Here is a 22,488-nt window from a genome sequence, read left to right as displayed (position 1 = left end):
GATCGACGCTTACAGCGCAGCCAACGCCGCGTTGAAGGTGCTGCTCGGGCGCATGGCCTTGCTGGCCTTGGCCACGTCGGGGCGGTAGTAGCCGCCGATGTCCACCGGCTTGCCCTGCGCCGCGATCAGCTCGGCCACGATGGCCTGCTCGTTCTCGGTCAAGGCCTTGGCCAGGGGAGCGAAACGAGCCTTCAGGGCCGCATCGTCATCCTGCGCGGCCAGGGCCTGGGCCCAGTACAGCGCGATGTAGAAGTGGCTGCCACGGTTGTCGATGCCACCCAGCTTGCGCGAGGGCGACTTGTCGTTGTCCAGGAACTGGCCGTTGGCCTGGTCCAGGGTCTTGGCCAGCACGCTGGCACCGGCATTGTCGTAGCGGTTGCTCAGGTGCTCGAGCGAGGCGGCCAGGGCCAGGAATTCACCCAGCGAATCCCAGCGCAGGTAGTCCTCTTCGACGAACTGCTGCACGTGCTTGGGCGCCGAACCGCCGGCACCGGTTTCGAACAGGCCGCCACCGGCCATCAGCGGCACGATCGACAGCATCTTGGCGCTGGTGCCCAGTTCCATGATCGGGAACAGGTCGGTGAGGTAATCGCGCAGCACGTTGCCGGTCACCGAGATGGTGTCCTCGCCCTTGCGGATGCGGTCCAGCGAGAACGCGGTGGCCTCCACCGGGGCCAGGATGCGGATGTCCAGGCCGTTGGTGTCATGGTCCTTCAGATAGGTTTCGACCTTGGCAATGACCTGTGCATCGTGCGCGCGCGACGCGTCCAGCCAGAACACCGCCGGGGTGTTGCTGAGACGGGCACGGTTGACCGCCAGCTTGACCCAGTCCTGGATCGGTGCGTCCTTGGTCTGGCACATGCGCCAGATGTCGCCGGTCTGCACGGCGTGTTCGAACACCACGTTGCCGGCGTCGTCGGTGACGCGCACGGTGCCGTCGGCCGGAATCTGGAAGGTCTTGTCGTGCGAGCCGTATTCTTCGGCCTTCTGCGCCATCAGGCCGACGTTCGGCACCGAGCCCATGGTGGCCGGGTCGAAGGCGCCGTGGGCGATGCAGTCGTCGATGACCGCCTGGTAGACACCGGCGTAGCAGCGATCAGGGATGACCGCCTTCGTGTCCTGCAGCTTGCCTTCGGCATTCCACATGCCACCGGAGTCGCGGATCATCGCCGGCATCGACGCGTCGACGATGACGTCGCTGGGCACGTGCAGGTTGGTGATGCCCTTGTCGGAGTTGACCATGGCCAGGCCCGGGCGCTTGCCGTATTCGGCAGCCAGGTCGGCCTTGATCGCTTCCTGGGTGGCTTCGGGCAGCTGCGGCAGGCGCGCGTACAGGTCGCCGATACCGTTGTTGGGGTCGAAGCCGGCCTGCTTGAGCACGTCGGCGTGCTTGGCCAGCACGTCCTTGTAGAATTCTTCCACCACCACGCCGAACATGATCGGGTCGGAGACCTTCATCATGGTGGCCTTCAGGTGCAGCGAGAACAGCACGCCCTTGGCCTTGGCATCGGCGACCTGCGCCTGCACGAACGAGGCCAGAGCGTTGCGGCTCATCACCGCTGCATCGACGATTTCGCCGGCCTTGACCGCGGTCTTTTCCTTCAGCACGACGGTGTTGCCGTCAGCCTGCTGCAGTTCGATCTTCAGGTTGCCAGCGGCGGCCAGGGTGGCCGACTTTTCACTGCCGTAGAAATCACCGCCGTCCATGTGCGACACGTGCGACTTCGATTCCTTCGACCACTTGCCCATGCGGTGCGGGTGCTTGCGGGCGTAATTCTTGACCGACAGCGGCGCGCGGCGGTCGGAATTGCCTTCGCGCAGCACCGGGTTCACCGCGCTGCCCTTGACCTTGTCGTAGCGCGCCTTGATGTCGCGCGAGACATCATCGGTGGGCACGTCCGGGTAGTTCGGCAGCGCGTAGCCCTGGTCCTGCAGTTCCTTGATGGCCGCCTTCAGCTGCGGCACCGAGGCGCTGATGTTGGGCAGCTTGATGATGTTGGCGTCCGGGGTGGTTGCCAGCTGGCCCAGCTCGGCCAGGTGGTCGGCTTCCTTCTGGTCGTCCTTCAGGAAATCCGGGAACAGGGCCAGGATGCGGCCGGACAGCGAGATGTCGCGGGTTTCGACCGCGATGCCGGCGGTGGCGGTATAGGCCTCGACGATCGGCAGCAGCGACTGGGTCGCCAGGAACGGAGCTTCATCGGTAAGCGTGTACAGAATCTTGGGCGTGTTCGACATGGGGGACAGTGCTCTCCGGGTAACCCCCGCATTGTCGCGGTTTCAGACCCCGGGAGCAAAGCCGGGCCATACGCGGCGGTACTGGAACAAAAAAGACGCAGCCTCGCGGCTGCGCCTATGTGAGTCCGTGCCGGGAGAGAGTCGGCGGGACTTACTTGACCTCGAACTCCTGCGGCGTTCCAGCCGCCTTGCCATCTACCATGACTTCCGCGCGGTACTTGCCGGTCGGCCAGCCATTGGGGTTGTTGAAGGTGATGTTGGTGGTCTCGGCACCAGTGGTGTTGAGCGTAGCGGTCTGCTCGCCGGCGACCTGGCCGTCCTGGTAGGTCAGCTTGGCACCCAAGTTGGCGTTGCTTGCGGTACCGTCGGTGCGCACCGAGATGATGATGACGTCCTTCGGTCCGAACAGGGCGACCGGGGTCACGGATTTGTCGGCTGCGGCGGTCTTGCCGACGGTGACGGCGGACACGTTGACCGGAGCAGCGGCGGTCATCGGCTGCGGGGCCGGCTCAGCCGGGGCGGCTGGGGTCATCGGCGCCGGGGTGGTGGCTGCCGGCTGGGCATTGTTGTCGACGGTGTCATCGTTCTTCTTGCAGCCGGCCAGCGCAGCAGTAGCGAGCAGGGCGGTGAGGACGGCGGTACTGATGGACGTGTGCTTCATGGAGTTTCTCCGTGGGACTGGATGACGTGCAGTTCGGGTGGGATCAGGCTTTGGGCGGCAACTTCAGGACCTGGCCGGGGAAAATCTTGTCGGGGTCGTCCAGCACATCGCGGTTGGCCTCGAAGATCTTCTGCCAGGCATTGGCGTCGCCCAGTTCGTTCTTTGCGATTTTCGACAGCGAATCGCCGCTCTTGACGGTGTAGCTGCTACCGCCCACCAGCTCGGCGGTGCTGTCCACGGACGCGGTCACGCCGGAAAAATCGGCCTTTCCCACCTGTTGTGCAGTGGTATCGACGCTGGCTTTGACACCGGAGAAATCGGCTTTCTTATCGGTACTCATCCACGCGCTCCCTTTCTGGATATGACAACCTGGATCGCAAGGTGTCACAGGCCTTGTTAATGGGGCATGGCGCGGGCGTGAAGGTTTCGGGAGGGTTTCTGAACAGGGCCCCGGCAGGCCCGTCGCGCACGCTAAAATGACGGCATGAATACCCCCCAGGACTCCAGCCTCGGTCGCGAGGTTGCTTACCCCTCCCAGTACGACCCCACCCTGCTGTTCCCGATCCCCCGCCGCGCCGCGCGCGAAGAGATCGGGGTGGATGACGCCAACCTGCCGTTCGTCGGCCATGACCGTTGGCAGGCCTACGAGCTGAGCTGGCTGGACCGGCGCGGCAAGCCGAGGGTGGCGGTGGCGACCATCAGCGTGCCGTGCACCTCGCCGAACCTGATCGAGTCCAAGTCGTTCAAGCTGTATCTCAACTCGCTCAACAGCACCCGCTTCGATGACGATGCACAGGCCCTGCAGCGGATTGCCGGCGACCTGTCGGCCTGCGCCGGCGCGGTGGTGAACGTGGTGGTCGGGGTGCCGCCGCTGGTGGACGATGCCGAAGGCGAATCCGTGGATGGGCTGGACGTGGTCATTGAACGCTACGGCCCGCCGGCACCGGAATACCTGTCGTCCAATGCCGGGCAGGTAGTGACCGAAACGTTGAGTTCGGCGCTGCTCAAGTCCAACTGCCCGGTCACCGGCCAGCCGGACTGGGCCAGCGTGAGCGTGCGTTACCGCGGCCCGCGCATCGACCGTGAAGGCCTGCTGCGGTATCTGGTGAGCTACCGCGAGCATGCCGAATTCCACGAGCAGTGCGTGGAGCGCATCTTCAACGAGATCAGCCTGCGCTGTCGGCCGGAATGGCTGGAAGTGGAAGCGCGTTACACGCGCCGTGGCGGACTGGACATCAACCCGTGGCGCGCCACGGCGGGGATCGAGCAGCCGGGGCGGACCGTAAGGGACCTGCGGCAATAAGTTCAACGGCCGGGCGCGGTGCGCCGCGGCCCGACCAACGGTCGGGCCCTACCGGCAGGGGCGTGCGGCCGCGATGGGCGTCCGGCGCCCCAAACCACGGTTCGCGGGTAGCGCACGACCGTTGGTCGTGCGGCCTGGCGCTCGTGTTGCCTCAGCCGCCCTTCGGCGCGTTGAGGTAATCCAGGCTCACCTGCAGCAGCGCGCGCAGGCCCACGTCCAGCGCCTTCTCGTCCAGCAGGAACTTCGGCGAATGGTTGGCCGGGGCCTTGGCCGGGTCGATCCCTTCGCTGGTGGAACCCACGAAGAAGAACATGGCCGGTACCTGCTGGGCGTACAGCGAGAAGTCCTCGGCGCCCATCTGCAGCGGCGGCTCGTAGACGTTGGACTCGCCGACCACCGCCTGCAGGCTCGGCAGCATGCGCGCGGTGAGCGCTGGGTCGTTGACCGTGGCCGGGTTGCCTTCGGCTTCGAAGATCTCGGTCTCCGCCTTGGCGCCATGCGCGGCAGCGGTGTGCTCGGCGACGTTGCGCAGGTCGGCGAAGATCTGCTGGCGCATGCCCTCGTCGAAGGTGCGGATGGTGCCCACCATCTCCACTTCGTCGGGAATGATGTTGTAGCGGATGCCGCCCTTGATCGCGCCGAAGGACACCACCGCCGGCTGCTTGGAGATGTTGGAGCGGCGGCTGACGATGGTCTGCGCGGTGCCGACCAGGTCGGCGGTGGCGACGATCGGATCCACCCCGTTCCACGGTGCCGAGCCATGGGTCTGGCGGCCGATGACCTTGATCCCGAAGCGGTCCGAGGCCGCCATCAGCGGGCCGCCGCGCACTGCGATCTGGCCCGCCTGGACGCTGGAAAACACATGCAGGCCGAACACCGCATCCGGCTTGAAATCGGCGAACAGGCCCTGCTTGAGCATCAGCGCCGCCCCGCCCTCTTCCGGCGGCGGCGCCCCTTCTTCGGCGGGCTGGAAGATCAGCATCACTTCGCCGGGCAGGTTTTCGCGCATCTTTACCAGCGCATCAGCCACGCCGAGCAGGGTGGCGGTGTGCGCGTCGTGACCGCAGGCGTGCATCACCCCGACCTGCTCGCCGCGGTAGGTGCTGGTGGCCTTGGAGGCAAACGGCAGGCCGGTCTGCTCGGTCACCGGCAGCGCGTCCATGTCCGCACGCAGGGCGATGCGTGGACCCGGTTTGCCACCCTTGATGATCGCCACCACGCCGTGATGGGCGATGCCGGTCTTCGGCTTGAGGCCCATCGCGCGCAGCTGTTCGGCGACCTTGGCCGAGGTGCGCTCCTCGCGGTTGGAGAGCTCCGGGTGCTGGTGAAAGTCGCGGCGCCACTGCACGACCTGGGCCTGCAGGCGGGCGGCGGCGGCGGTGACTTCCGGGCGCTCGGCCGGGGCGGTGGCGGCCAGCGCGGGCGAGGCAAGCAGCAGGGCGGACAGCAGCAGCGACAGACGGGGCATTCGGGGGTCTCCAGGGCGCGTCGAGGGGATGAACCTGAATGTAGGGCATCAGGGTGGTTTTCGCTGTAACTTTCCGCGTCTCCAGGCGTTTCCCGGACGGCAGCAGACCGACCGGCGGTGCCCGTTGAACCTTGGCGGCGCTTCCCGGTCTGACCGCCCGTCCCATCCGTCATGCATGAAAGGTCGCGGGCGGCAGGTATGCTTTCACCCTGCCAACCGGGCCCTGCCCTTCGCCAGCCTCAGGAGTTTTTGAATGTCGCGTTTCTGGAAGATCGTGCTGCTGGTGATCGCAGTGCTGGTGGTGGGGCTGGTGGGCATGCGCATGCTCGGCGGCGGCAAGGGTAAGGATGCCAAGGCCGGTCCGCAGGCCGAGGCCGGCAGGGACGGCGAGCGCGACAACGGCCCGGTGCCGGTCACCGTGATCGATGCGGCGCGCCAGGACGTGCCGGTGTACGCCAGCGCGCTGGGCACGGTCAGTGCGATGAACACGGTCACCGTCAGCCCGCAGGTGGGTGGCCAGCTGATCAGCATCAACTTCAAGGAAGGCCAGGAAGTGAAACAGGGCGACCTGCTGGCGCAGATCGATCCGCGCACCCTGCAGGCCAGCTTCGACGAGGCCGCCGCCGCCAAGAAGCAGAACCAGGCCCTGCTGGCCACGGCGCGCTCGAACTACCAGCGCTCCAACTCGCCCGAATACCGCCAGTACGTGGCCAGGACCGACCTGGACACGCAGCGCAACCAGGTGGCCCAGTACGAAAGCGCGGTGTCGGCCAACGAGGCCAGCATGCGTGCGGCCCAGGTGCAGCTGCAGTACACCCGGGTGACCGCGCCGATCTCCGGCATCGCGGGTATCCGTGCGGTGGACGCGGGCAACGTGGTCAGCGCCGGCACCGCGCTGGTCACGCTGACCCAGATCCACCCGATCCACGTGGTGTTCAACCTGCCGGAACGCCAGCTGCCGGACGTGCGCCAGGCCCAGCAGGCCGGCCCGGTTGCCATTGCCGCGCTGGACCGCAACGACGCCCACGTGCTCACCGACGGCGGCAGGCTCGACGTGGTGGACAACCAGATCAGCAGCGACAGCGGCACCTTCCGCGCCCGCGCGGTGTTCGACAACACCGACAACACGCTGTGGCCGGGCCAGTTCGTCAACGTGCGCATGCAGCTGCGGACCATCGCCGGCGGCGTGGTCATTCCCACCCAGGCGGTGATGCGCGGCCCGGACGGCGAATACGTCTACATCGTCAAGCCGGACAACACCGTGGCCATGCAGACGGTGAAGAGCGGCGTGGAAGTGGGCGACAGCGCGGTGCAGATCACCGAAGGGCTGAAGGGCGGCGAGCGCGTGGTCAGCGAGGGCCAGTTCCGGCTCAAGCCGGGCAGCAAGGTGACCGCGCTGAAGCCGGGCGAAACCCCGGCCGCGCCGACCGAAGCCGAACTCAAGGCCGCCCAGCAGAAGCAGGGTCCGGGTGGCCGCCGTGGCGGTGGCCCGCGCTGACCGCGCGTTCCCCGTTTTCCACGCCGGACCTGGTTCCGGCGTGGGCTCTCCGCATCGCAGCGTGACGTAACAGCAAGGATCCGCCCGTGGGCTTTTCGACGATCTTCATCCGCCGCCCCATCGCCACCTCGCTGTTGATGGCGGGCCTGCTGCTGCTCGGCATCCTCGGCTACCGCCAGCTGCCGGTGTCGGCGCTGCCGGAAATCGATGCGCCCAGCCTGGTGGTCACCACCCAGTACCCCGGTGCCAACGCCACCACCATGGCCTCGCTGGTGACCACGCCGCTGGAGCGCCAGTTCGGGCAGATCTCCGGGCTGGAGCTGATGACGTCCGACTCGTCGGCCGGCCTGTCCACGATCATCCTGCAGTTCTCGATGGACCGGGACATCGACATCGCCGCGCAGGACGTGCAGGCCGCGATCCGCCAGGCCACCCTGCCCTCGTCGCTGCCCTACCAGCCGGTCTACAACCGGGTGAACCCGGCCGACGCGGCGATCATCACCCTCAAGCTCACCTCCGACACGCGCCCGCTGCGCGATGTGAACAATTACGCCGACTCGATCCTGGCCCAGCGCCTGTCGCAGGTGCAGGGCGTGGGCCTGGTCTCGATCGCCGGCAACGTGCGCCCGGCCGTGCGCATCCAGGTCAATCCGGCGCAGCTGTCCAACATGGGCCTGACCCTGGAAGACCTCCGCAGCGCGCTGACCCAGGCCAACGTCAACGCGCCCAAGGGCTCGCTCAACGGCAAGACCCAGTCCTACAGCATCGGCACCAACGACCAGCTGACCAGCGCCGCCGAGTACCGCGAGACCATCATCAGCTACAAGAACGGCGCGCCGGTGCGGCTGTCGGACGTGGCGCAGGTGATCGACGGGGTCGAGAACGACCAGCTCGCCGCCTGGGCCGATGGCAAGCCGGCGGTGCTGCTCGAGATCCGCCGCCAGCCCGGTGCCAACATCGTGCAGACGGTGGAGCGCATCCGCGCGCTGCTGCCGCAGCTGCAGAACGTCCTGCCGGCCGACGTGCAGCTGGAGGTGTTCTCCGACCGCACCGAAACCATCCGTGCCTCGGTGCATGAAGTGCAGTTCACCCTGATCCTCACCATCGGCCTGGTGGTGGCGGTGATCTTCGTGTTCCTGCGCCGGCTGTGGGCCACGATCATTCCGTCGGTGGCGGTGCCGCTGTCACTGGCCGGTACCTTCGGGGTGATGGCGTTCGCCGGCATGTCGCTGGACAACCTGTCGCTGATGGCGCTGGTGGTGGCCACCGGCTTCGTGGTCGACGATGCGATCGTGATGATCGAGAACATCGTGCGCTACATCGAACAGGGCAAGAGCGGCCCGGAAGCGGCCGAGATCGGCGCGCGCCAGATCGGCTTCACCGTGCTCTCGCTGACCGTCTCGCTGGTGGCGGTGTTCCTGCCGCTGTTGCTGATGCCGGGCGTGACCGGACGGCTGTTCCATGAGTTTGCGTGGGTGCTGAGCATCGCGGTGGTGCTGTCGATGCTGATCTCGCTGACGCTCACCCCGATGATGTGCGCCTACCTGCTCAAGCCCGACGCATTGCCTGAAGGCGACGACGCGCACGAGCGCACCGCCGCAGCCGGCAAGCGCACCGTCTGGAGCCGCACCGTCGGCCTGTACGAGCGCAGCCTGGACTGGGTGCTGGAGCACCAGCGCATGACCTTGGCGGTGGCCGCCGGGGCGTTGGTGCTGACCGTGGTGCTCTATATCGTCATTCCCAAGGGTCTGCTGCCCGAGCAGGACACGGGGCTGATCACCGGCGTCGTGCAGGCCGACCAGAACATCGCCTTCCCGCAGATGGAACAGCGCACCAAGGCGGTGGCCGAAGCGCTGCGCAGCGACCCGGCGGTGACCGGCGTGGCCGCCTTCATTGGCGCCGGCAGCATGAACCCCACGCTCAACCAGGGCCAACTGTCGATCGTGCTGAAGGAGCGCGGCGACCGCGACGGACTGGAGGAGATCCTGCCGCGCCTGCAGCAGGCCGTGGCCGACATCCCCGGGGTGGCGCTGTACCTCAAGCCGGTCCAGGACGTGACCCTGGATACCCGCGTGGCCGCGACCGAGTACCAGTACTCGCTGTCGGACGTGGACAGCGCGCAGGTCGCGCTGCAGGCCACCCGCCTGACCGAGGCGCTGCGGCAGCGTCCGGAGCTGGCCGACGTGGACAACAACCTGTCCAACCAGGGCCGCGCGCTGGAACTGAACATCGACCGCGACAAGGCCAGCGTGCTGGGCGTGCCGATGCAGACCATCGACGACACCCTGTACGACGCGTTCGGCCAGCGCCAGATCTCGACCATCTTCACCGAGCTCAACCAGTACCGCGTGGTGCTGGAAGTGGCACCGGAGTTCCGCACCAGCACCGCCCTGATGAACCAGCTGGCGGTGGCCTCCAACGGCGCTGGCGCGCTGACCGGCAGCAACGCGACCAACTTCGGCCAGGTCACCTCGTCCAACTCGTCCACCGCCACCGGCATCGGCGCGCAGAACACCGGCATCCCGGTCGGTGCGGGCAACATCATTCCGCTGGCCGCGCTGGCCGAAGGCAAGGTCACCAGCACCCCGCTGGTGGTCAGCCACCAGCAGCAGCTGCCGGCGGTGACGGTCTCGTTCAACATCGCCCCGGGCTATTCGCTGTCCGATGCGGTCAAGGCGATCGAGGAAACCCGTGCCAGCCTGGACATGCCGGCGCAGGTGCACGCGCAGTTCATCGGCAAGGCCGCCGAGTTCACCGGCAGCCAGACCGACGTGGTCTGGCTGCTGCTGGCCTCGCTGGTGGTGATCTACATCGTGCTCGGCGTGCTGTACGAGAGCTACATCCACCCGATCACGATCATTTCCACCCTGCCGCCGGCGGGCGTGGGCGCGCTGCTGGCGCTGATGGTGTGTGGGCTGAGCCTGTCGGTAGACGGCATCGTCGGCATCGTGCTGCTGATCGGCATCGTCAAGAAGAACGGCATCATGATGGTGGACTTCGCCATCGAGGCGCGCCGCGCCGGTGCCAACGCGCACGAAGCGATCCGCCGCGCCTGCCTGCTGCGCTTCCGCCCGATCATGATGACCACCGCCGCGGCCATGCTGGGTGCGTTGCCGCTGGCGCTGGGCACCGGCATCGGTTCGGAGCTGCGCCGCCCGCTGGGCATCGCCATCGTCGGCGGCCTGCTGATCTCGCAGCTGGTCACGCTGTACACCACGCCGGTGATCTACCTGTACATGGAGCGCTATTCGGAATGGCTGCGCGAGCGCCGTGAACAGCGCGCGCTGCGCCACGCCGCTGCCCAGGACCGCGCGTGAACATCTCCGGTCCGTTCATCCGCCGCCCGATCGGCACCGCGCTGCTGGCCATCGGCCTGTTCGTGGTGGGGTTGATGTGCTACCTGAAGCTGGGGGTGTCGGCACTGCCGAACATCCAGATCCCGGTGATCTTCGTGCACGCCAGCCAGTCCGGCGCGGACGCCACCACCATGGCCTCCACGGTCACCGCCCCGCTGGAACGCCACCTAGGCCAGCTGCCCGGCGTGGACCAGATGCGCTCCTCCAGTTCCGAAGGCAGCTCGCTGGTCTTCATGATCTTCCAGAGCGGGGTGGACATCGATTCGGCCGCGCTGGACGTGCAGACCGCGATCAACTCGGCCCAGGCCGACCTGCCCTCCGGGCTGGGCTCGCCGATGTTCCAGAAGGCCAACCCGAACGACGATCCGGTCATCGCCATCGCGCTGACCTCGCAGACGCAGTCGGCCGATGAGCTGTACAACGTGGCCGATTCACTGCTGGCCCAGCGCATCCGCCAGATCAGCGGGGTGTCGTCGGTGGACATCGCCGGTGCCTCCACCCCGGCGGTGCGGGTCGACGTCAACCTGCGCCTGCTCAATGCGTTGAACCTGACCCCGGATGACCTGCGCAATGCGGTGCGCGCGGCCAACGTGACCTCGCCGACCGGCTTCCTGACCGACGGCAACACCACCACGGCGATCATCGCCAACGATTCGGTGTCACGCGCGGCCGACTTCGCCAACCTGGTGATCAAGACCCAGGACGACGGCCGGGTGATCCGCCTGAAGGACGTGGCCACCGTCTACGACGGCCAGCAGGACGCCTACCAGGCGGCGTGGTTCGACCACAAACCGGCGGTGGTGATGTACGTGTTCACCCGCGCCGGCGCCAACATCGTGGAGACCGTGGACCGGGTCAAGGCGCAGATCCCGATGCTGCGCGACTACCTGCAACCGGGCACCACGCTCACGCCGTACTTCGACCGCACCCCGACCATCCGCTCGTCGCTGCATGAAGTGCAGATCACCCTGCTGATCAGCCTGGCGATGGTGGTACTGACCATGGCGCTGTTCCTGCGCCGGCTGGCGCCGACGTTGATCGCGGCGATCACCGTGCCGCTGTCGCTGGCCGGTGCGGCACTGGTGATGTACGTGTTCGGCTTCACCCTGAACAACCTGAGCCTGCTGGCGCTGGTGATCGCGATCGGCTTCGTGGTCGACGATGCGATCGTGGTGATCGAAAACATCATGCGCCACCTCGACGAGGGCATGCCGCGCATGCAGGCGGCGCTCACCGGCGCGCGCGAGATCGGCTTCACCATCGTCTCGATCACCGCCTCGCTGGTGGCGGTGTTCATTCCGCTGCTGTTCGCCAGCGGCATGGTCGGCGCCTTCTTCCGCGAGTTCACCGTAACCCTGGTCGCGGCGATCGTGGTCTCGATGATCGTCTCGCTGACGCTCACCCCGGCGCTGTGCAGCCGCTTCCTGAGCGCGCACACCGAGCCGGACAAGCCGTCGCGGATCGGCCGCTTCCTGGATGCCGCGCACGACCGCATGCTTCGCGTGTACACCGTCTGCCTGGATTTCTCGCTGCGGCATGCGCTGCTGTTGTCGCTGACCCCTATCCTGCTGATCGTGGCCACGGTGATGCTGGCCGGCGCGGTCAAGAAGGGCTCGTTCCCGCCGCAGGACACCGGCCTGATCTGGGGCCGCGCCAACTCCAGCGCCACGGTCTCGTTCGAGGACATGGTCAACCGCCAGCGCCGCATCACCGACATGCTGATGGCCGACCCGGCGGTCAAGACCGTGGGCGTGCGCCTGGGCAGCGGGCGCCAGGGCTCCAGCGCGCAGTTCAACATCGAGCTGAAGACCCGCAAGGAGGGTCGTCGAGAAACCACGGCGCAGGCACTGGCCCGACTGAGTGCCAAGGCCGACCGCTACCCGGACCTGGAATTGCGCCTGCGCGCGATCCAGGACCTTCCCAGCGACGGCGGCGGCGGCAACAGCCAGGGTGCGCAGTACCGCGTGTCGCTGCAGGGCAACGACCTGGCCCAGCTGCAGGAGTGGCTGCCCAAGGTGCAGGCCGCGCTGAAGAAGAACCCGATGCTGCGCGACGTCGGGACCGATGTGGACACCGCCGGCCTGCGCCAGAACATCGAGATCGACCGCGCCAAGGCCGCACGCCTGGGCGTGTCGGTGGGTGCGATCGATGGCGCGCTGTACGGCGCGTTCGGCCAGCGCCAGATCTCCACGATCTACTCCGACATCAACCAGTACAGCGTAGTGGTCAACGCGATGCCGGAACAGACCGCCACCCCGCGTGCTCTGGACGAGATCCACGTGCGCGCCGGCAATGGCGAGATGATTCCGATCACCGCGGTGGCACGGCAGGTGCCGGGGCTGGCGCCGCCGCAGATCACCCACCAGAACCAGTACACCACCATGGACCTGAGCTACAACCTGGCCCCGGGCGTGAGCACCGGCGAAGGCGAGGCGATCATCAAGGCCACCGTGGACGGACTGCGCCTGCCGGGCGACATCCGCATCAGCGACGGCGGCGGCTTCAACGTGCAGCTCAACCCGAACTCGATGCTGATCCTGGTGCTGGCGGCAATCATCACCGTCTACCTGGTCCTGGGCATGCTGTATGAAAGCCTGGTGCATCCGGTCACCATCCTGTCCACGCTGCCGGCGGCGGGCGTGGGCGCGCTGCTGGCGCTGTTCGTGACCAACACAGAGCTGTCGGTGATCTCGATGATCGCGCTGGTGTTGCTTATCGGCATCGTCAAGAAGAACGCGATCATGATGATCGACTTCGCGGTGGTGGCCCAGCGCGAACACGGCAAGAGCCCGCTGGAAGCGGTGCGCGAAGCCAGCATCGTGCGCTTCCGCCCGATCATGATGACCACCATGGTGGCGATCCTGGCCGCGGTGCCGTTGGCGATCGGCCTGGGCGAAGGGTCCGAGCTGCGCCGGCCGCTGGGCATCGCGATGATCGGCGGGTTGCTGTTCTCGCAGAGCCTGACCCTGCTCAGCACGCCGGCGCTGTATGTGATCTTCTCGTGCCTGCAGCAGCACTGGCGCGGCTGGCGCGCGCGCCGGCGCGAGAAGGCCTTGGTAAGGCGGGCAGCGCGCGCGTAACGATATTTGACGCGGACCACTCAAAAGAGAACAATTCGCATCAGCCACGGTCCTGCCGCGCTTCGCGCACCGCGCTGATTCCGCCTCCTGCGGACAGTGCCCCGACTCAGCCACGCCCTCTTCTTCCGCTTTCAACTGATCGCGGACGGTGTGCTGCTGTCCGCAGAGGACCCCCGCTAGATGCCTGTCTCTACCCTTCCGCGCCGCGCCCTGCGCCCGGCCCTGCTTGCGCTGTCGTTGTCCCTGGCCTGTGCGGCCCACGCCCAGAGCACCGCTGACGGCAGTGCAACGCGCACGCGCGCGGCTACCGAACTGGATGCGATCAGGGTCACCGGCGAGCGCACCCATGCCGACACCGGTGCGCTCGGCGACCGCGCGATACGCGATACACCATTCGCGATCTCCGTCGTCGGCCGCGAAGACATCGAACAGCGCCAGGTGGTGTCGCTGGGCGAAGCGTTCCTGACCGATCCCTCGGTGGTCACCCAGGTCAGCGCCTATGCCAGTGGCTGGAGTTCGCCGATCCGCAACCGCGGCATCGACCTGAGCTATGACAGCTACCGCGTCAACGGCCTGCAGGTGTCCTCGTGGGGCACGGAGTGGCCGCTGGAAGTGATGGAGCAGGTGGAGCTGCTCAAGGGCCCGGGCGGCTTCATGTACGGCTTCGGCCAGCCCGGCGGCATCATCAACTACGTCACGAAGAAGCCCACCGATACCCCCACCTTCTCCGCGCAGCTCGGCTGGCGCGAGCAGGGCATCGCCAGTGGCCAGGTCGATGCCGGCGGCCGCTTCGGCAACGAGGATATGTTCGGCTACCGCTTCAACGCCTACCAGGAGAAGGGTGAGACCTTCAACGGCGGCGAGGTGGACCGCAAGGTCGGCGCGCTGTCGCTGGATGCGCGGCTGGGCGATTCGCTCACCTGGACCTTCGATGGCGTGTTCCAGCAACGCGACCTCAGCGAAGAGTCGCCACAGTACTACTTCATCGGCCTGACCGGACTGCCGCGCCCGATCGCCGGTGATGTCGACAACGCCATCCCCGGTACCTTCTACGACACCCGCTCCAGCCTGCTGTCCACGGCGCTGGACTGGCAGATCAACAACGACTGGAAGGCCAGCCTCAGCTACGGCTACACCTCGTCGTGGAACGACGTGAACAAGATCTTCGCCTACATCGACGACGTCAACGGCGACTACGACGTCAACGTCTACGAGCTGGGCGGCAAGAGCGAATGGAAGCTGGCCCAGGCGATCGTGCAGGGCCGCTTCCACACCGGGCCGCTGTCGCACCAGCTGGTGGCGGGCGTCTCGCACCAGACCGGGCTGGGCTGGGACCGCCCGTACGAATGGAGCACCATCGGCCGTGGCAACCTGTACCAGCGGCCGACCCTGCGCCATGACGCGGTCGGCTCGCAGGTGCTGACACGTAGCAGCGAGACCATCCAGCAGGCCGTGTTCGTCAGCGACACCGTCGACGTCGGCCACGGCTGGTCGCTGCTGGCGGGCGCGCGCTACAACGACTTCGAGAACAAGGGCAGTTACCACACCTACCCGGTCACCCCCACCTATGCGGTGATGTACAAGCCGGCCGAGGAGGTCACGCTGTACGCCAGCTACGTCGAATCGCTCGAAGCGGGCAACCGGGTGGGCAGCGACTACATCAATGCCGGCGACGTGCTCGACCCGACCATCAGCAGGCAGTACGAAATCGGCGCAAAGATGGAGTACGCGCGCTGGAACGCCAACCTGGCCGCCTTCCGCCTCGAGCGCGGCGCCAACATCGACCGCATCACCCCGGCCGGGGTGCTGCTGGTGCAGGACGGCATCACCCTGTACGAAGGTGTCGAGGCCAGCGGCGCCGTGCACCTGACCGACGCCTTCACCCTGGGTGGCGGCGTCACCTGGCTCGACCCCACCTACGACAAGCTTTCGCCCGACAGCGCCAGCCAGCAGGGCAACCGCACCACCGGCGCAGCGCGCTGGAACGGCGTCATGCACGCCAACTACCAGCTGCCCTGGGTCGACGGCATGGACGTCTACGCTGTGGCGCGTTACTACGGCGATGTCTACTACGACGCGGACAACACCCTCAAACTGCCCGATTACACCCTGTTCAACGCCGGTGTCGGCTACCGCATGCAGGTCAGCGGCCACCCGCTCACCTGGCGCGCCGGCGTGGAGAACCTGGGCAACAGGAAGTACTGGTCGAATGCCGGCGTCGGCCTGCCACGCACGTTCGCGGTAAGCGTGCGGTTCGACCTGTAAACAGGTCGGCGTGGAACGGGCGGTGTGTGCGGGCTTTGGCTATACTGCGCGCCGCCCTGCCGTGGCGTCACGGTCGACAGGGCGTTCATGACACGGAGGTTGGATTTTCTACATGCGTCTTCAGACCGTTCTGCTGCTTTCCCTGTTCTGCCCCCTTGCAGGTGCCCAGACCCCTGCAGCCGCCGAGGCAGCGGAAGCGCCCGCGACGACGGCACCTGACCTCCAGGCTACCGGCACCGCCCGGGTGCGCGTTTTCAGTACCAACGGCGCCAGTGTTTCGGTGATCACCCGTCGCCAATGCGGCAAGCGCCCCGAGCCCGGCGAGTCGCACGACATCCGGGTCGCCCCGGGGCTGCTCAAGGCACCCGACAACCTGCGCATCGGCATGCCAGACACCAGCTACTCACGCCAGGTGAGCGGCAGCACGGGCATGTTCAGCCGTACCAAGCCCTACTTCCATGAGATCACGGTGCCTGCCGGTCTGCCTGCGTCGGTCTATGCCAGCTACCTGACCAGTACTGCGTACTGCAAACGAGGCCTCAGCATGGCGTTCATCCCGGTCGCCGGCATGGACTACGAGTTTGCCATGACCACCACCAGCGGCCGCTGCGCCCTGGAGGCACGGCGGATCGGTGCCGACGGCGTGACCTACCCGCTGGCGACGTCGCCCCGCGAGGAGTCCTGCGGCGACACGGCGGCGTTTCCCGGCAGCGATCTGATGGTGTTCCTGTTCGAGCCGGGCGCGGTCCAGTACAAGGTCGAAGGCAGCCTGCTGGCGCCGCCGGAAACCGTCGCCGACGAGGAAGCGTTCGCGCAGGCGTTCGAACGCCGCGTGGCCAGCGTCGCAGACCGCAAGGTCCGCGCCTGCCTGGTGATGCCCGAGGCCGGATACCGCAGCCCCCTGCTCTCGCGGCTGATGGCGGTGATCGGTCCGGAAGGCAGGAACCTCCAGACCACGGTCACGGCAACCGAGGATGTCCCGCGCATGCCGGGCAACCCCGGCAGCCTCGGCTACCGGGAAGCCGCCCTGCACTGCACGCTGCCCGGCATGGCGCTGCCTGCGGTCGCCGCGCCCTAGGCAGCGCGTCTGCCCGGTTGGGCTGCTACCAACCGGCTATGTCGACTTCACTGCGATGACGCAATAATGAGGCGCCCCCGCCCCACGAGTCCGCATGTCCGCCCGAGAATCCCGCCTGACTCGCCTCTGGGCGCATGAAAAGGCCAGCTATGGCCTGCGGGTGTTCATCGCATTGTCGGTCGCCATGGGCGTGTGCTGGCACCTGGACCAGCTGCCCGCCCTGCCCGGCGTGTTCCTCGGCATCATCGCCAGCGCCATTGCCGAAACCGACGACAACTGGTGGGGCCGCACCAAGTCCGTCGCGCTGTCCCTGCTCTGCTTCGTGCTGGCCGCCGCCGCCGTGGTCGAACTGTTCGCCTGGCCCTGGCTGTTCATCGCCGCCCTCGCGGTGGCCACCTTCGGCCTGACCCTGCTCGGCGCATTGGGCGAGCGCTACGCCTCCATCGCCCAGGCCACCGTCACCCTCGCCATCTACACCATGATCGGCCTCGAGCAGCATGGTGCCGCCGACCGCGCCCAGGCCTTCAGCGCGGTCAGCCACCTGCTCGCCGGTGCGCTCTGGTACGGCCTGCTCTCCATCCTCTGGACCGCGCTGTTCGCCAACCGCCCCGTGCGCGAACGCGTCGCCCGCGTCTTCCTCGAACTCGGCCGTTACCTCCAGCTCAAGGCCGACCTGTTCGAACCGGTCCGCGACGCCGACGTTCAGAAGCGCCAGCTCGCCTTGGCCGAACAGAACCGCCGCGTGGTCGAAGCCCTCAACATCGCCAAGACCGCGATCCTGGCCCGCTTCGGCCGCTCCGGCCGGCCCGGCGTGCAGTCCGGCCTGTACCTGCGCCTGTACTACATGGCGCAGGACTTCCACGAACGCGCCAGCTCGTCCCACTATCCCTACGGCGCGCTCACCGACGCCTTCTTCCACAGCGACGTGCTGTACCGCTGCCAGCGCCTGCTCGCGCTGCAGGGCGAGGCCTGCGCCAGTCTCGGCACCGCCATCCGCCTGCGCCGTCCTTTCGACTACGGCGAGCGCACCCGCCAGGCCACCGCCGACCTCACCGACTCGCTCGCCTGGCTGCGCGCCCAGCACAACCCCCAGTGGCAGCGCCTGCTGTCCTCGCTCGACCTGCTCGGGCAGAACCTGCAAAGCATCGAACGTCGCCTGTCCGAAGCGGCACGGTCCGAATCCACCCTCGACAACGTCGACACCCGCCTGCGCGACACCAACCCGCACACCCTGCGCGAAATGGGCGTCCGCATCCGCCAGCAGCTCACCCCCGGCTCGGTGCTGTTCCGCCACGGCCTGCGCATGGCACTGGCCCTCATCGTCGGCTTCATCGCCATCCGCCTGTTCAACACCCAGAACGGCTCCTGGGTGCTGCTTACCATCGTGTTCGTCTGCCGCCCCAGCTTCGGCGCCACCCGGCAACGCCTGGCCCAACGCATCGCCGGCACCCTGATCGGCCTGGTCCTCACCTGGGCGCTGCTGCAGCTGTTCCACGACCTGCGCATCGAACTGCTGATCGCCCTGCTCTCGGCCCTGCTGTTCTTCTTCACCCGCAGCGACCGCTACCTGGTCGCCTCCGCGGCCATCACCGTCATGGCGCTGACCTGCTTCAACCTGATCGGCGACGGCTTCCTGCTGATCTGGCCGCGCCTGGTGGACACGCTGCTCGGCTGCGCCATCGCCGCGGCCGCCGCGTTCCTGATCCTGCCCGACTGGCAGGGCCGCCGCCTCGACCTGGTCATGGCCCGCGTGCTGCAGCGCTGCGCCGGCTACCTGCAGGCCGTGCTCGGCCAGTACGGCAGCGGCATGCAGGACGACCTGGCCTACCGCATCGCGCGCCGCGACATGCACAACGCAGACGTCGCCCTGTCCACCGCCCTGTCCAACATGCTGCGCGAGCCCGGCCACGTGCGCGGCAACCTCGACGCCGGCTTCCGTTTCCTGGCCTTGTCCAACACCCTGCTGGGTCACCTCTCCGCGCTCGGCGCCCATCGTGCCCAGCTCGACAGCTATGCCCAGGATCCGCTCGCCCGCTCCAGCGGCGAACGCGTGCAGCAGGCCATGCAGCAGATCGCCGGCGCGCTGGAACGGCGCGAGCCCGTTCCCGAAGACGGCAACGACAGCGACCGCGCCCTGGCCGAACAGCTGGAGCAGCTGAGCGACGACATGCCGCCCAAGCTGCAGCTGATCCGCACCCAGATCGGCCTGATGCTGCGCCTGCTGCCCAGACTGCGCGCGGCCGCGAATGAAATCGGCGGCAGGTCCCCGCCCCGCTGATGTCGGGTGTGACCCCCGGAATGGTAGGCTGCCGGCTCGCAAGGAGATCCCATGTCCGGCCATAGCCAGTTCGCCCTGCTCAAGCAGCGCCGCTTCCTGCCGTTCTTCATCGTCCAGTCGCTGGGTGCGTTCAACGACAACGTGTACCGCCAGGCCATCATCGGCCTGCTGTTCTACCTCGGCGTCAGCCAGGCCGAGCAGTCGCTGTACACCACGCTGGCGCCGGCCATCTTCATCCTGCCTTACTTCCTGTTCTCCGCCCTGGCCGGGCAGATCGCCGAGAAGCTGGAGAAATCGCGCCTGATCGTGATCACCACCACGATGGAGATCGCGATCATGTCGCTGGCCGCGGTCGGCTTCCTCACCCAGAGCATGCCGGTCCTGCTGGTCGCGCTGTTCTGCACGGGCCTGCAGTCGACCCTGTTCGGCCCGGTGAAGTATTCAGTGCTGCCCTCGGTACTCAAGCCCGAAGAACTCACCGGCGGCAACGGCCTGGTCGAAATGGGCACCTCGATGTCGATCCTCACCGGCATGATCAGCGGCGGCATCATCTTCACCCTGGCCGGCAGCCATGGCCCGATCGTGGCCGCAACGGCGGTGATCGCGCTGGCCATTGCCGGCAACATCACCGCACGCATGATTCCCAGGGTGGACGCCGGCGCGCCGGACCTGAAGATCAACTGGAACCCCATCCCCGAATCGCTCGCGGTACTGCGCCTGGCCAAGAAGCAGAAGGCCGTGGCCAACGCGATCCTCGGCGTGTCCTGGTTCTGGTTCGTCGGCACCATGCTTACCTCGCAGCTGCCGACCTATGCGGTGGTCAACCTGGGCGGTCAGCCGACCCTGTACATCTTCGCGCTGGCGCTGTTCTCCGTCGGCACCGGCGTGGGCTCGCTGCTGTGCGAGAAGCTGTCCGGGCGCACCGTTGAAATCGGCCTGGTGCCGCTGGGCGCGTTCGGCATGACCGCCTTCATGCTGGACCTGTACTTCGCGCGCGCGGGCACCGCGACCACCGCCGGCCTCGGCGTGGCCGCCTTCGTGGCGGCGCCGGGCAGCGTACGCATCATCATCGATCTGGTCGGCATCGGCCTGTTCACCGGCTTCTTCGTGGTGCCGCTGTTCGCGCTGATCCAGAGCCGCACGCCGAAGTCGGAAATGTCGCGCGTGTTCGCCGCGCTCAACATCCAGAACTCCGGTTTCATCGTCGCCGCCGCCCTGATCGCGCTGGCCACGCAGAAGTTCCTGCACTGGACCATCCCGCAGCTGTTCCTGGCCCTGGCCATCGCCAACGCCGTGGTGGCGATCTACATCTTCACCATCGTCCCCGAATTCCTGATGCGCTTCCTCAGCTGGGTGATGGTGCGCTTCCTGTACCGGCTGCGCCCGCACGGCATCGAAGCCCATGTGCCCGACGAGGGCGCGGCGCTGATCGTGTGCAACCACGTCAGCTACATGGACGCGCTGATCCTGTCGGCGACGATCCCGCGCCCGGTGCGCTTCGTCATGTACTACAAGATCTTCAACATCCCGGTGATGCGTTGGATCTTCCGCACCGCCAAAGCCATTCCGATTGCCGGTGCGCGTGAAGACCCCGCGCTGATGCAGGCCGCGTTCGATGAAGTGGACCGCGCGCTGGCCGAAGGCGAACTGGTCTGCATCTTCCCCGAAGGCGCGCTCACCCGCGACGGCGAAATGGCCGCCTTCAAGTCCGGGGTGGAGAAGATCCTGGAGCGGCGGCCGGTGCCGGTGGTGCCGATGGCGCTGCGCGGCATGTGGGCCAGCATGTGGAGCCGGCGCGACAGCCGGCTGGGTCGCATGCGGGTGCCGCGCCGCCTGCGCGCCCACATCGAGGTGATCGCCGCGGCGCCGGTCGACGGTGCCAGCGCGACCGCCGAAGGGCTGGAAGCGCAGGTGCGCGCGCTGCGCGGCGATCACGGGTAAAAGCGGCAAAAGCTGGCGGAACGGGCGGCCAACAGCGTCGATGGCGCGCCCTTCCGTCCCCGCCGCATCCGCCGGAAGGCGCCAGCGGCGGTCATGTAAACGCATACATTGGCAGGAACATCGGTTAGATTACCGCCCATAGGGGATGTCACTCGGCATTGGGAGATGCCAAGAGACAACCAATGGAATGGAGTCGCACGTGAATCATTTACCGCCGCCTGCCCCGTCGGGTGTTGTCGTTCCCAACCATCTGGTCTGGGCGATCCTGACGACGCTGTTCTGCTGCCTGCCGTTGGGTGTGGTGTCGATCGTGTACGCGGCACAGGTCGATGGCCGCCGCGCGGCGGGCGACCTGGCCGGTGCGTACGATGCATCGCGCAAGGCCGGTGGCTGGGCATTGGCGTCGGCCCTGGCCCTGCCGGTGCTGCTGCTGGCGTGGTTTGGCCTGTTCGGCGGCATGGCCGCGCTGGGCGCTCTTTCCGACCTGTGAAACATCCTTTGTTCAACCCACCCGAGAAAATGGAGCTTCACCGATGAACGCCACTGCCCCGCAAGTCCCCAACAACCTGGTCTGGGCGATCCTGACCACCCTGTTCTGCTGCCTGCCGGCCGGCATCGTCTCGATCGTGTACGCCGCGCAGGTCAACGGCAAGCTCGCTGCCGGTGACATCGCCGGCGCGCAGGAATCGTCGAACAACGCCAAGAAGTGGGCCATGTGGTCGGCCATCATCGGCGTGGTCGCCATCACCCTGTACATCATCCTGGTGGTGGTGATGGGCGTCGGCGGCGCGATGGGCGGCAGCAACTACTGATCGCCCCGTGGACGGCCCGGTCCGGCACCCGCGCAGGGTGCCCGGCTCGGGCCGTTCTGCCGTCATGACCCTGCCATCCCGTTCCACCCTCGCGCGTTGGGCGCCCCTGGCGGTCACGGCCACCCTGGCCGCCGGCGCCGCCGTGGTGCTGCGCCACGTCAGCCCGTACGCGGCCAACAGCCCGCTGCCGGGCTGCCCGATGTATGCACTGACCGGGCTGTACTGCCCTGGATGCGGCAGTACCCGCTGCCTGTACTCACTGGTGCACCTGGACTGGGCCGGCGCGATGGCGATGAACCCGCTGCTGGTGATCTCGCTGCCGTTCCTGCTGCTGATGCTGCTCAACACCGCGGGCGTGCGCATGCGGGCACTGGACCCGCTGATGCGGGTCCTGGCCAATCCCATGGTCTGGCTGGTGGTGCTGGTGGGGTATGCCGTGATGCGCAACCTGCCGTGGATGCCATTTGTCCTGTTGGCTCCGGGCGCGGCATAGACCGCCTGGGCCGGCCAACT

Annotated in this window: 15 protein-coding genes; 11 read left to right on the top strand and 4 right to left on the bottom strand. The window is 67.3% G+C overall.

The features are described 5' to 3' along the window. Positions 1-9: 9 nt before the first annotated feature. The 3 genes from FSZ13_RS07665 to FSZ13_RS07655 all read right to left on the bottom strand — a co-directional run bounded on the left by FSZ13_RS07665 (position 10) and on the right by FSZ13_RS07655 (position 3,236). Entirely contained in the window at positions 10-2,235 is a 2,226-nt protein-coding gene (locus FSZ13_RS07665) for an NADP-dependent isocitrate dehydrogenase (RefSeq protein ID WP_145478952.1), read from the bottom strand. Between the two features lie 151 nt (positions 2,236-2,386). Next, complete coding sequence (locus FSZ13_RS07660; RefSeq protein WP_145478951.1) at positions 2,387-2,896, bottom strand: hypothetical protein; 510 nt, start codon at positions 2,894-2,896, stop codon at positions 2,387-2,389. A gap of 43 nt (positions 2,897-2,939) precedes the next feature. Next, a complete protein-coding gene (locus FSZ13_RS07655; protein ID WP_145478950.1) occupies positions 2,940-3,236 on the bottom strand; it encodes a LysM peptidoglycan-binding domain-containing protein in 297 nt (98 codons plus the stop codon). A 144-nt stretch (positions 3,237-3,380) separates the two neighbouring features. Here FSZ13_RS07655 and queF point away from each other — a divergent pair, with 144 nt between their 5' ends. Further along, positions 3,381-4,199 carry an NADPH-dependent 7-cyano-7-deazaguanine reductase QueF gene (queF, locus tag FSZ13_RS07650; protein ID WP_145478949.1) on the top strand — a complete coding sequence of 273 codons (819 nt, stop codon included), beginning with the start codon at positions 3,381-3,383 and terminating at the stop codon, positions 4,197-4,199. Between the two features lie 151 nt (positions 4,200-4,350). Here the strand turns inward: queF and FSZ13_RS07645 are convergent, their stop codons facing one another. Then, complete coding sequence (locus FSZ13_RS07645) at positions 4,351-5,667, bottom strand: M20 family metallopeptidase (RefSeq protein WP_145478948.1); 1,317 nt, start codon at positions 5,665-5,667, stop codon at positions 4,351-4,353. Between the two features lie 253 nt (positions 5,668-5,920). On the opposite strand from FSZ13_RS07645, the gene FSZ13_RS07640 reads away from it, so the two are divergent. The 10 genes from FSZ13_RS07640 (at position 5,921) to FSZ13_RS07595 (ending at position 22,468) form a co-directional block, all read left to right on the top strand. Then, a complete protein-coding gene (locus FSZ13_RS07640) occupies positions 5,921-7,165 on the top strand; it encodes an efflux RND transporter periplasmic adaptor subunit (protein ID WP_145478947.1) in 1,245 nt (414 codons plus the stop codon). 86 nt (positions 7,166-7,251) lie between these two features. After that, positions 7,252-10,482, top strand: coding sequence for an efflux RND transporter permease subunit (locus tag FSZ13_RS07635; RefSeq protein WP_145478946.1), 3,231 nt, complete (start codon positions 7,252-7,254; stop codon positions 10,480-10,482). Next, positions 10,479-13,601: an efflux RND transporter permease subunit gene (locus tag FSZ13_RS07630; RefSeq protein WP_145478945.1), complete on the top strand. Its 3,123-nt coding sequence runs from the start codon at positions 10,479-10,481 to the stop codon at positions 13,599-13,601. The genes FSZ13_RS07635 and FSZ13_RS07630 overlap by 4 nt, the downstream gene beginning before the upstream one ends. A gap of 180 nt (positions 13,602-13,781) precedes the next feature. After that, positions 13,782-15,866 carry a TonB-dependent siderophore receptor gene (locus tag FSZ13_RS07625; RefSeq protein ID WP_145478944.1) on the top strand — a complete coding sequence of 695 codons (2,085 nt, stop codon included), beginning with the start codon at positions 13,782-13,784 and terminating at the stop codon, positions 15,864-15,866. A 112-nt stretch (positions 15,867-15,978) separates the two neighbouring features. Then, complete coding sequence (locus FSZ13_RS07620) at positions 15,979-16,944, top strand: hypothetical protein (protein WP_145478943.1); 966 nt, start codon at positions 15,979-15,981, stop codon at positions 16,942-16,944. 94 nt (positions 16,945-17,038) lie between these two features. After that, positions 17,039-19,222, top strand: a complete 2,184-nt coding sequence (gene yccS, locus FSZ13_RS07615; RefSeq protein ID WP_145478942.1) for a YccS family putative transporter — start codon at positions 17,039-17,041, stop codon at positions 19,220-19,222. Between the two features lie 51 nt (positions 19,223-19,273). Further along, positions 19,274-21,163 carry an MFS transporter gene (locus FSZ13_RS07610; protein WP_145478941.1) on the top strand — a complete coding sequence of 630 codons (1,890 nt, stop codon included), beginning with the start codon at positions 19,274-19,276 and terminating at the stop codon, positions 21,161-21,163. A gap of 199 nt (positions 21,164-21,362) precedes the next feature. After that, the gene (locus FSZ13_RS07605) at positions 21,363-21,653 is read left to right on the top strand and encodes a CD225/dispanin family protein (RefSeq protein WP_260844119.1); all 291 of its coding nucleotides are present in this window, start codon (positions 21,363-21,365) and stop codon (positions 21,651-21,653) included. 43 nt (positions 21,654-21,696) lie between these two features. Beyond that, on the top strand, positions 21,697-21,975 hold the full coding sequence (locus FSZ13_RS07600; RefSeq protein WP_145478939.1) for a CD225/dispanin family protein: 279 nt from the start codon (positions 21,697-21,699) through the stop codon (positions 21,973-21,975). Positions 21,976-22,039: 64 nt separating this feature from the next. Continuing rightward, a complete protein-coding gene (locus tag FSZ13_RS07595; RefSeq protein WP_145478938.1) occupies positions 22,040-22,468 on the top strand; it encodes a DUF2752 domain-containing protein in 429 nt (142 codons plus the stop codon). Positions 22,469-22,488: the final 20 nt, after the last annotated feature.

It is taken from the genome of Stenotrophomonas rhizophila (assembly GCF_007667275.1).
Lineage (GTDB): Bacteria > Pseudomonadota > Gammaproteobacteria > Xanthomonadales > Xanthomonadaceae > Stenotrophomonas > Stenotrophomonas maltophilia_AE.
This window is presented reverse-complemented; position numbering and strand designations above follow the sequence as displayed.

Coding starts and splice junctions, on each gene's coding strand:
- FSZ13_RS07665 (WP_145478952.1), bottom strand. CDS start 2,235: ATGTCGAACACGCCCAAGATTCTGTACACGCTTACCGATGAAGCTCCG.
- FSZ13_RS07660 (WP_145478951.1), bottom strand. CDS start 2,896: ATGAAGCACACGTCCATCAGTACCGCCGTCCTCACCGCCCTGCTCGCT.
- FSZ13_RS07655 (WP_145478950.1), bottom strand. CDS start 3,236: ATGAGTACCGATAAGAAAGCCGATTTCTCCGGTGTCAAAGCCAGCGTC.
- queF (WP_145478949.1), top strand. CDS start 3,381: ATGAATACCCCCCAGGACTCCAGCCTCGGTCGCGAGGTTGCTTACCCC.
- FSZ13_RS07645 (WP_145478948.1), bottom strand. CDS start 5,667: ATGCCCCGTCTGTCGCTGCTGCTGTCCGCCCTGCTGCTTGCCTCGCCC.
- FSZ13_RS07640 (WP_145478947.1), top strand. CDS start 5,921: ATGTCGCGTTTCTGGAAGATCGTGCTGCTGGTGATCGCAGTGCTGGTG.
- FSZ13_RS07625 (WP_145478944.1), top strand. CDS start 13,782: ATGCCTGTCTCTACCCTTCCGCGCCGCGCCCTGCGCCCGGCCCTGCTT.
- FSZ13_RS07620 (WP_145478943.1), top strand. CDS start 15,979: ATGCGTCTTCAGACCGTTCTGCTGCTTTCCCTGTTCTGCCCCCTTGCA.
- yccS (WP_145478942.1), top strand. CDS start 17,039: ATGTCCGCCCGAGAATCCCGCCTGACTCGCCTCTGGGCGCATGAAAAG.
- FSZ13_RS07610 (WP_145478941.1), top strand. CDS start 19,274: ATGTCCGGCCATAGCCAGTTCGCCCTGCTCAAGCAGCGCCGCTTCCTG.
- FSZ13_RS07600 (WP_145478939.1), top strand. CDS start 21,697: ATGAACGCCACTGCCCCGCAAGTCCCCAACAACCTGGTCTGGGCGATC.
- FSZ13_RS07595 (WP_145478938.1), top strand. CDS start 22,040: ATGACCCTGCCATCCCGTTCCACCCTCGCGCGTTGGGCGCCCCTGGCG.